Consider the following 9,877-nt stretch of genomic DNA (forward strand, 5'->3'; position numbering starts at 1 on the left):
GCCGGGGACGGGCGCGGTCACGGCGCGGTCAGCCGGGGCGGCGCAGGCGCGGGTCGACCGCGCCCACCAGCAGGGCGGCGAGCAGGGAGCCCAGCGCGACGGCGGCGCTGCCGGCGACGGCGGCGCCGGTCACCAGCGCGTAGTCGCGCGACGCCACCGCGCGGGCGGCGACGAGCCCCATCCCCGGCCAGCCGAACACCGACTCGACCACCACCGCGCCGCCGACGAGCATCGGCAGCCCGAGGCCGACGAGCGTGATCGTCGGCGCGACGGCGGCGCGCAGCGCGTGGCGGAACAGCACGCGCCGCTCGCTCGCCCCCTTGGCGCGCGCGGTCCGCACGAAGTCGTCGTCCACCACGTCGCGCAGCGCCGCGCGCTGGTGCCGCGCCACGCTCGACGTCCAGCCGAGGGCCAGCGCCACCGCGGGCATCACCAGGTGGCGCAGCCGGTCCACCGCGCGCTCGGCGGGGGTGCCCACCGACTCGAGCACCGCGTCGGCGATCCCGCCCGAGGGGAGCATGTTGAGCTTGAGCGAGAACACCGTCAGCAGCACGAGCCCGAGCGCGAACTCGGGGACGGCGGAGAGCAGCACGGCCGCGCCCGAGACGGTGCGCGGCAGCGACGCGTCGGGGCGCCACGCCTGCCACGCGCCGAGCGCCAGCCCGGCGGCGAGCGCCAGGGCGAGCGCCGTCGACATGAGCAGCGCGGTGCGGGGGAGCGCGTCGCCGAGCACCTCGCGCACCGGGCGCTGCTCGGTGAACGACCACCCCAGGTCGCCGCGCATCGCCGCGCCGACGTAGCGCGCGAACTGCTCGGGCGCCGGGCGGTCCAGCCCGTAGCGCCGCCGCCAGGCTTCGCGCACCGACTCGGGGACCGTCGGCTGGTCGAGCGTCGCGCTCACGGGGTCGCCCGGGGCGAGCTGCAGCAGCGTGAAGGTCGCGGTGGCGGCGAGCGCCACCACCGCCACCGCGTGCAGCAGCCGGCGGACGAGGAAGGCGAGCATCGGCGCCGTCAGCGCCCGCCGACGCGGTCGCGCCCGATGCGCGCGCCGAGCGGGATCGACCACTCGTCGAGCTCCGCCCACCAGCCGTCGGCGCGCAGCCCGGCGACCTGGATGCGGCGGTGCACGCCGGCGACCAGCCGCGGCTCGAACAGCCAGACCGCGGGCGCGTCGTCGAGGATCGTCTGGTAGGCGCGCAGCCAGTGCGCGCGGCTGCGCTCCGGCGAGTTGGCGTCGAGCGCGCTGTCGACGGCGGTCTCGAACGCCCGGCTCTCGTAGCTCCCGTAGTTCGACCCGCCGCTGGTCCGCGTGCCGATCACCCCCCACGTCTCGCGGATGCCGGCGGGGCTGGGGTCGGTGTGCCACCCGCCCATCGCCGCGTCGAAGCGGCGGTCGTTGAGCCGGTCGACGAACACGCCGATCTCCAGCGGCTCGACGGTCACGCGCGCGCCGACGCCGCGCAGCTGCTCCTGCATCAGCACCGCCAGGCGCTGGCGGATCTGGCTCGACGTCGGGACCAGCACGCCGAAGGCGAGCGGCACGCCGTCGCGCTCGCGCGTCCCGTCGCCGTCGGCGTCGCGCCAGCCGAGCGAGTCGAGGAGGGCGCGCGCGCGGGCGACGTCGTAGGGGAGCTGGCGCAGCCGCTCCCAGTCGGGGAAGACGGCGCGCGGCACCGGCCCGACCGCCGTGTAGGCGAGCGAGTCGAAGACGTTGCGCACCACGCGCTCGCGGTCGACGGCCATCGTCAGCGCGCGGCGCAGCTCGCGGTCGGCGAACAGCGGGTGCGCCGCGCCCGACGCGTCGGCCGCGCGCAGGTTGAACTGCAGGAAGCCGTAGTCGAGCGACGGGTAGGGGACGAGGCGCAGCGAGCGGCTGCGCGTCATCTGCCCGAGCGTCTCGGGGCGCAGGTTCTCGACGAAGTCGGCGTCGCCCGCCAGCAGGCGGATCGTCGCGGTGCCGAAGTCGGGCGCGAACGCCCACACCAGCCGGTCGAGCTTCGCGCGCCCGCGCCAGTGGTCCGGCACCGCCTCCAGCTCCAGCCGCTGCCCGCGCTCCCAGCGCGCGAAGCGGAACCGCCCGCTCCCCACCGGCTCGCGCGCGAAGGGGCTCGCGGCGAGGCGGTCGGGCGCGACGTCGCGCAGGCGGTGCTCGGGGAGCACGTACAGGTGGTAGACCGCGTCGAAGAACTGCTGCGGCGAGCGGCGGGCGAACCACACGACCGCCGTCGCGCTGTCGGGCGCCGTCACCGAGTCGACGTTGGCCAGCAGCGGCGCGACGGGGCTGGCCGCGCGCGGGTCGGTGGCGAGGCGGAAGCTGAAGGCGACGTCGGCGGCCGTCACCGGGCGCCCGTCGTGCCAGCGCGCCGCCGCGTCGAGCGCGAAGCGCACCGAGAGCGAGTCGGGCGCCCAGGCCCACGACCTCGCGAGGCGGGGGCGGAAGCCCTGGTCGCCCACCGTGTTCAGCGCCGGCCCGATCTCCGCCAGCCGGTCGAACAGCTGGGCGTAGATCGACTGCCCCTGCGTCGTGTTCGGCAGGACGGGGAGGATGTTCCCCGGCTCCGCTGCCGCCGCGACGACGACGGTGCCGCCGGGCGCGGCGTCGCCGCCGGACGCGGCCGGGGCGCGGTCGCACCCGGCGAGGGCCGCGGCGAGCGCCGCCGTCGCGGCGGGGAGGAGGGCGGTCTGGAACGGAGGGCGCTTCGGCACGACGGGGCGGCGGACGGCGATCGGGGGCGGCGCGCTGCCGCCCGGTCCTAGGACGATCGACGGGCCGAACGGCACCGCGCGCAAGGTGAGCGCCTAGCGGCGCCAGGTCCAGCCGGGGTCCGCGTAGTGCGGCGCGCGTGCCTCGGCGTCGCGCCCGACCTCCGCCAGCGCCTCGCCGTCGAGCCGCGACGCGTCGGATGCGAGCAGGGCGCGAGCCGCCCCCTCCAGCGCCGCCGCCACCTCGTCGAGCGAGGGGACGCGGCCGAGCGCCTCGCCCAGCGACGCGGGCGGCGGGATCGGCGGCAGCGGGCGCGTGGCGAGCGTCGCCACGGTCGACTGGTCGTCGGCCAGCAGGATCGACCCGTGCTGCAGCAGCGCCCCGTCGTCGCGCCACTGGGCGCTCCCCACCAGCTTGCGCGGGCCGTCCGGGCGGTCGAGCACCAGCTCCCCCCCGGTCGGGACCTCGAAGCAGGGGGCGCCGTCGGGGATCGGCGCGCGGCCGGCCGGCGTCGCCTCGCGGGCGGGGACGCCGAGCGCGCGCAGCGCCGCCACCAGCACCCGATTGATCCGCCCGAGGGCGGCCGCCAGCGGCGCGTCCGGGGGCGCGAGCACGCCGATCGGTGCCGTCACGCTGTAGGTGACCTCGCGCCAGTGCAGGATCGCCCGCCCCCCGGTCGGGCGGCGCACGACGTCGATCCCGCGCTCGGCCAGCCGGACGCGGTCGTAGAGCCCCGCCGCCTTCTGGTGGCGCCCCAGCGAGAGCGTCGGGCGCTCCCAGGCGTAGCTGCGCAGGTGGACCTCGCCGGTGCGCCGGGCCCGCGCCATGAGGGCGTCGTCGAGGGCCATGTTGAGCGCCCCCGGGAGGGGCGGGGTGAGCAGCAGGCGGAGGCGCACGCGGGGAATCAAGCCGGGCGCCGGCGCCCCGTCAGCCCCCGGAACGATCGGCCGCCCGTTAAGTTCATCTGCTGTCGCGGCAACGGCTTCGCGATCCGCGCCGGCCGCGCTCCAAGCCCCCAGAGCCACCCGATGACCTCGACCCGCCCCCTGGCCGCCGCCCTGGAGTCCGACACGTTCGTGAGCCGCCACGTCGGCCCGAGCGACGCGGAGCAGCAGGCCATGCTCGCCGCCCTCGGCTACGACTCGCTCGACGCCTTCGTCGACGCGGTCGTGCCCGCCAACATCCGCCTCCGGCGCACGCTGGCCATCGGCCCCGCGCGCACCGAGCACGACGTCCTCGCCGAGCTGCGCGCGCTCGCCGGGCGCAACCAGGTCTGGCGCTCGTACCTCGGGATGGGGTACCACGCGACCCTCACGCCGCCGGTCATCCAGCGCAACGTGCTGGAGAACCCGGGCTGGTACACGGCCTACACGCCGTACCAGGCCGAGATCGCGCAGGGGCGCCTCGAGGCGCTGCTGAACTTCCAGACGGCCGTCATCGACCTGACGGGGCTGGAGATCGCCAACGCCTCGCTGCTCGACGAGGGGACGGCCGCCGCCGAGGCGATGGCGATGAGCTACGCCGCCAAGGGGAAGCCGGGGAAGGAGACGTACTTCGTCGCCCGCGACTGCCACCCGCAGACGATCGAGGTCGTGCGCACCCGCGCCGAGGCGCGCGGGATCACGGTGGTGGTCGGCGACCCGGCGACCTTCACCTTCGGCGCCGAGGTGTTCGGCGCGCTGCTGCAGTACCCGGCGACCGACGGCGCGGTGCGGGACCACCGCGCCTTCTGCGACGCCGCGCACGCCGCCGGCGCCCTGGTCACCGCCGCCTGCGACCTGCTGTCGCTCACGCTGCTGGCCCCGCCGGGGGAGTGGGGCGCCGACGTGGCGGTCGGCAACACGCAGCGCTTCGGCGTGCCGCTCGGCTTCGGCGGCCCGCACGCCGCGTTCTTCGCCACGCGCGACGAGTACAAGCGGATCATCCCCGGGCGCATCATCGGCGTCAGCCGCGACGCCGACGCGAAGCCCGCGCTGCGCATGGCGCTCCAGACGCGCGAGCAGCACATCCGCCGCGAGAAGGCGACCAGCAACGTCTGCACGGCGCAGGTGCTGCTGGCCGTGATCGCCGGGATGTACGCGGTGTGGCATGGCCCCGAGGGGCTGACGCGCATCGCCCGCCGCGTCCACACGCTCGCCCGCGTCCTGCACGCCGGGCTGGAGCGCCTCGGCTTCCACGTCACGCACGACGACTACTTCGACACGGTGTCGGTCGAGGTGGGGACGCACGGGCAGCAGGACGTCCTCGACGCCGCGGCGGCGCGCCGGATCAACCTGCGCGTGGTCGAGCCGGGCGTGCTCGCGGTGGCGCTCGACGAGACGGTGGGCCCGCGCGACGTGCTCGACGTGCTGGCCGCGTTCAACGCAGGCGCGGAGCCCGCGTTCACGGTCGAGGAGCTGCTGGACGAGGCGGACCCGCGCTACGACGAGCGCTTCGCCCGCACCAGCCCGTTCCTCACGCACCCGGTCTTCTCGACGCACCACAGCGAGACCGAGATGCTGCGCTACCTCCGCATGCTGGAGTCGCGCGACCTCTCGCTCACGCACTCGATGATCCCGCTCGGCAGCTGCACGATGAAGCTGAACGCCACCGCCGAGATGGTGCCGGTGACGTGGCCCGAGTTCGGCCAGCTGCACCCGTTCGCGCCGGCCGCGCAGTGGGAGGGCTACCGCGCGCTGTTCGACGGGCTGGAGAAGGACCTCGCCGAGATCACCGGCTTCGCGGCCGTGTCGCTGCAGCCGAACGCCGGCTCGCAGGGGGAGTACGCGGGGCTGCTCGTGATCCGCGAGTACCACCGCGCGCGCGGCGAGGCGCACCGCGACGTCTGCCTGATCCCGCAGAGCGCGCACGGCACCAACCCGGCGAGCGCGGTGATGGCCGGGATGAAGGTCGTGGTGGTCGGCACCGACCAGCACGGGAACGTGGACGTCGCCGACCTGCGGAAGAAGGCCGCCGAGCACTCGGCGAAGCTGGCGGCGCTCATGATCACCTACCCGTCGACGCACGGCGTCTTCGAGGAGGCGGTGAAGGACATCTGCGCGATCGTGCACGAGCACGGCGGGCAGGTCTACATGGACGGCGCGAACATGAACGCGATGGTCGGGCTGGCGCGCCCGGGCGACATCGGCGCCGACGTCTGCCACCTGAACCTGCACAAGACGTTCTGCATCCCGCACGGCGGCGGCGGCCCGGGGATGGGGCCGATCGGCGTCGCGCCGCAGCTCGTCCCGTTCCTCCCGGGGCACCCGGTGCAGACCGTCGGCGGCGGCCAGGCGATCGGCCCGGTGTCGGCGGCGCCGTGGGGGAGCGCGAGCATCCTCCCGATCAGCTGGGTCTACATCAAGCTGATGGGCGGCGAGGGACTGGCGACGGCCACCAAGGTCGCGATCCTCAACGCGAACTACGTCGCCCACCGCCTCAAGGACGCCTTCCCGGTGCTCTACAAGGCGCAGAACGGCACGGTGGCGCACGAGTGCATCGTCGACACGCGCGTCGTGAAGGCGGCCAGCGGCGTCGAGGTCGAGGACATCGCGAAGCGCCTGATGGACTACGGCTTCCACGCGCCGACGGTGAGCTTCCCGGTCGCCGGCACGCTGATGATCGAGCCGACCGAGAGCGAGTCGAAGGCGGAGCTCGACCGGTTCTGCGAGGCGCTGATCCAAATCCGCGAGGAGATCCGCGAGATCGAGATCGGGGTCGCCGACCGCGCCGACAACCTGCTCAAGAACGCGCCGCACCCGCAGGGGCGCCTGCTGGCCGACGAGTGGACGCACGCCTACCAGCGCTCGCGCGCCGCCTTCCCGACGGCCGCGACGCGGGAGCGGAAGTTCTGGCCGCACGTCGGGCGCGTGGAGAGCGCGTACGGGGACCGGAACCTGGTCTGCTCGTGCCTGCCGACGGACGCGTACGCGGAGGCGAACGCGCAGGGGGCCTGAGGGCCGCCTGAACGGCGGGAGTCGCCACTACGGGAGTCGAAAGAGCGGGAGTCGTAACGGCGCAGTGCGCGCTTACGACTCCCGCTCTTTCGGCTCCCGCGGTAACGACTCCCGCGGTTTCGTCGTTTACTGCCCGATGAGCCCCGAGTACGCCGCCGCGTCCATGAGCTGCGCGCGGTCGGCGTCGCCGGCGACGCGCACCTTGATCATCCAGCCGTCGCCGTACGGGTCGCTGTTGACGAGCGCCGGCTCGCCGTCGAGGCGCGGGTTGACCTCGACCACCTCGCCCGCGATCGGCGCGTAGAGCTCGGAGACCGCCTTCACCGCCTCGATGGTGCCGAACACGTCGTGGCCGCCGAACGACGCGCCGGGCTTCGGCAGGTCGACGTAGACGATGTCGCCGAGCTCCCCCTGGGCGTAGTCCGTGATGCCGATGACGACGACGTTCGGGTCGTCGGTGGCCTTCACGTACTCGTGCTCCTTGGTGTACTGCAGCTCCTGCGGGACGTTGGCCACGGGGCGCTCCTGGCGGGTCGGGGGTGGGGCGATCGGGCGACAGTCTAGGCGGGGCGCGCCGGGGGCGTCAAGGAATCGGCCCGGGCCGCCAGCTCGGCCCACACCGCGTCCACGCGGGCCTCCAGCGCGGCGCGCGAGCCGTCGTTGTCGACGACGTAGTCGGCGCGCGCGCGCTTCAGCTCCGCCGGCATCTGCGCGGCGATCATCGCCATCGCCTCCGGCTCGCGCAGCCCGCGGTCGTGCACCAGCCGCTCCAGCCGCACCGTGCGCGGCGCGTCGACGAGCACGATGCAGTCGAACTCCCCCGCCAGGTCCTTCTCGAACAGGAGCGGGATGTCGCACACCACCACGCGGTCGCCCCGCGCGCGCGCCTCGGCCACCGCCAGGTCGCGCAGCCGCCCCACCTCGGGGTGCACGATCGCGTTCAGCGCCTCCAGCTCGTCGTCGTGCTGGAAGACGAGCGCGCGCAGCTCGCCGCGGTCGAGGACGCCGTCGGGGGCGAGCACCGCCGGGCCCCAGCGCGCCACGATGCGGTCGAGCGCCGGCGTGCCGGGGCGCACCGCCTGCCGCGCCAGGAGGTCGGCGTCGACGAGCGTCGCGCCGTGCGCCACGAGGCGGCGGGCGACGGTCGACTTCCCGCTGGCGATGTTGCCGGTGAGGCCGACGAGGAGCACGGGCGTGGGACGCGGTGGAGGGAGGGCGCGCACGACGATACACGCCGCACCCGCCGCGGTCCAAGGGTCGGCGCACCGGGGCGGGTGATCGCGCGGTGATCGCGGGGTGAGCCGGGCGGGCGAGGTTGCGGCGCGATCACCCACCGCGTCCGCCACCCGCTTCCCGGCCGTCATGTTCACGCTCCCCGCCCTCCGCCGCCTGCTCGCCGCGGCGCTCGTCCTCCTGGCCGCCCTCCCGGGCGCCGGCGCCGCCCAGTCGATCACCTACCGCTTCGACGGCGCGGTCGACTTCCTGGGAACCGGCGCCCCGACCGCGGTCGGCTTCACGCTGACCGGCGACCTGGCGAACGTCGTGGACGACCCGCCGGCATCCCCGTACCCGGGCGTCGTCTCGGGGCCGCTGGCCGGGAGCGTGTACGGGTCCGACGGGTCGCAGAGCGTCAGCGGCTGGGTGGCGGCGCGCTTCGACGTCCTCGGCTCCCCGATCTTCGACGGGCTGTTCGTCGGCACCGAGTTCGGACAGCTCCTCTCGTTCCGCTTCACCGAGGCGTTCTTCCTGTCCTACGACCTCCGTTCGGCGGTGGCCCCGCGGCAGACGACGTTCGCCGTCCTCGGGATCGCGGAGGCCGTGGGGACCGGCACCTTCCAGGCGACCGTGGACGGCGGCGGGGAGCCGCCGCCGGTCGCCACCGTCCCCGAGCCGTCGACGTGGGCGATGCTCGCCGGCGGGCTGGCGCTGCTCGGCGCCGTGCGGGGCCGTCGCGCGCGCGGGGGGCGCGAGGTACGGTAGGTGCTGGGGAGGCGGCGCCCGGCCGTCGGCCCGCCGCCGATCCCTCCGCCACCGACATGCCCGACGCCGCCGACCGCCCGGACGACCGCCTCGACGCCCTGGCCGACGGCGCGCGCCGCATGCTCGCCCTGCTCGGCGAGGATCCCGAGCGCGACGGGCTGGTGCGGACGCCGCGCCGCGTCGCCGAGTCGCTCGCCTGGCTCACGCGCGGCACCGGGTGCGACGCCGCCGATGCGGTGGGGGACGCGACGTTCGACGTGCCGCGCGACAACATGGTGCTGGTGCGCGACGTCGAGTTCTACTCGCTCTGCGAGCACCACATGCTGCCGTTCTACGGGCGGGCGCACGTGGCGTACATCCCGGACGGGCGCGTCGTCGGCCTGTCCAAGATCCCGCGCGTGGTCGAGGTCTACGCCCGCCGGCTGCAGGTGCAGGAGCGGCTGGGCGAGCAGGTGGCCGACGCGCTGGAGGCGGTGCTGCGGCCGCGCGGGGTGGGCGTCGTGCTCGACGCCGTGCACCTGTGCATGATGATGCGCGGCGTCGAGAAGCAGAACGCGCGCACCGTCACCAGCGCGCTGCGCGGCGCGTTCCGGGACGACGCGCGCACGCGCGACGAGTTCCTGCGGCTGGCCCACGGCGCCCCGCGCTGAGCGGGACGCCGCGCCGGCGGCACGCCGGACGGCCGCCGGTCAGCCGGCGAGCGAGAGCGGGTCGCGTCCCGGGTCGTCGTCCCACGGCGCGGCGGCGAGCGGCGCCGCCTCGTCCGCGCCCTCCTCGTCGTGCCCCAGGTCGTCGTCGGCGCCCTCGTCCAGCCCGTCCTCGAGGTCCCCGGCGGCCAGCCCCTCGCCGTCGAGCGCGAGTGCCGACGCCTCGCGGCGCGCGAACAGGCGGTCGATGACGAACGCGGCGCCGCCGCGCGCGCGGATCTCGAGCGGGGTCGCGCCGACGTAGCGGCGGCAGACGTTGCGGAACGCGCTCCCCGACGGGAAGTCGAGCGCGAGGGCGACGCCGTCGGCGCTGCGCGTGCCGTCCTCCAGCAGGTGCGCCGCGACCACGAGGCGCCCCCAGGTCAGCATCTGGTGCGGGGGCGGGAGCTGCGCCTCGGAGAGCCGGCGGGTGAGCGCGCGGCGCGAGACGGCGATGAGCCGCGCCAGCCGCTCGGGGGTGAGGCGCTCGTGCGCGCGCGTCACGGCGAGCAGCACCGCGCCGCGCAGCGCGCGCGCCAGCCCGGCGCCGCGCGGCCGCACCAGCGCCGCCG

Annotated in this window: 9 protein-coding genes; 3 read left to right on the forward strand and 6 right to left on the reverse strand. The window is 75.7% G+C overall.

The genetic code is table 11. The annotated features are described in order from the left end of the window. Nucleotides 1–28: 28 nt before the first annotated feature. The 3 genes from PYV61_RS14135 to PYV61_RS14145 all read right to left on the reverse strand — a co-directional run bounded on the left by PYV61_RS14135 (nucleotide 29) and on the right by PYV61_RS14145 (nucleotide 3,600). Entirely contained in the window at nucleotides 29–1,003 is a 975-nt protein-coding gene (locus PYV61_RS14135; protein ID WP_275832607.1) for an ABC transporter permease, read from the reverse strand. Nucleotides 1,004–1,011: 8 nt separating this feature from the next. Next, the gene (locus PYV61_RS14140) at nucleotides 1,012–2,706 is read right to left on the reverse strand and encodes a peptide ABC transporter substrate-binding protein (protein ID WP_275832609.1); all 1,695 of its coding nucleotides are present in this window, start codon (nucleotides 2,704–2,706) and stop codon (nucleotides 1,012–1,014) included. Between the two features lie 93 nt (nucleotides 2,707–2,799). Further along, nucleotides 2,800–3,600 (reverse strand): hypothetical protein, encoded by an 801-nt coding sequence (locus tag PYV61_RS14145; RefSeq protein ID WP_275832612.1) that lies wholly within the window; start codon nucleotides 3,598–3,600, stop codon nucleotides 2,800–2,802. 132 nt (nucleotides 3,601–3,732) lie between these two features. Here PYV61_RS14145 and gcvP point away from each other — a divergent pair, with 132 nt between their 5' ends. After that, nucleotides 3,733–6,639, forward strand: coding sequence for an aminomethyl-transferring glycine dehydrogenase (gene gcvP, locus PYV61_RS14150; protein ID WP_275832614.1), 2,907 nt, complete (start codon nucleotides 3,733–3,735; stop codon nucleotides 6,637–6,639). Between the two features lie 126 nt (nucleotides 6,640–6,765). Here the strand turns inward: gcvP and gcvH are convergent, their stop codons facing one another. Both gcvH and coaE read right to left on the reverse strand, forming a co-directional pair. Continuing rightward, nucleotides 6,766–7,155, reverse strand: a complete 390-nt coding sequence (gcvH, locus tag PYV61_RS14155; protein WP_275832616.1) for a glycine cleavage system protein GcvH — start codon at nucleotides 7,153–7,155, stop codon at nucleotides 6,766–6,768. Between the two features lie 44 nt (nucleotides 7,156–7,199). After that, on the reverse strand, nucleotides 7,200–7,829 hold the full coding sequence (gene coaE, locus PYV61_RS14160; protein WP_275832618.1) for a dephospho-CoA kinase: 630 nt from the start codon (nucleotides 7,827–7,829) through the stop codon (nucleotides 7,200–7,202). Between the two features lie 172 nt (nucleotides 7,830–8,001). On the opposite strand from coaE, the gene PYV61_RS14165 reads away from it, so the two are divergent. Then, nucleotides 8,002–8,619 (forward strand): PEP-CTERM sorting domain-containing protein, encoded by a 618-nt coding sequence (locus tag PYV61_RS14165; protein ID WP_275832620.1) that lies wholly within the window; start codon nucleotides 8,002–8,004, stop codon nucleotides 8,617–8,619. A 56-nt stretch (nucleotides 8,620–8,675) separates the two neighbouring features. Further along, nucleotides 8,676–9,269, forward strand: a complete 594-nt coding sequence (gene folE / locus PYV61_RS14170; RefSeq protein ID WP_275832622.1) for a GTP cyclohydrolase I FolE — start codon at nucleotides 8,676–8,678, stop codon at nucleotides 9,267–9,269. Nucleotides 9,270–9,308: 39 nt separating this feature from the next. On the opposite strand, the gene PYV61_RS14175 is transcribed toward folE, so the two are convergent. Further along, the coding region (locus PYV61_RS14175; RefSeq protein ID WP_275832625.1) for a helix-turn-helix domain-containing protein at nucleotides 9,309–9,877 on the reverse strand (569 nt) is incomplete at its 5' end.

The sequence above is a fragment of the Roseisolibacter sp. H3M3-2 genome (genome assembly GCF_029211165.1).
Lineage (GTDB): Bacteria > Gemmatimonadota > Gemmatimonadetes > Gemmatimonadales > Gemmatimonadaceae > Roseisolibacter.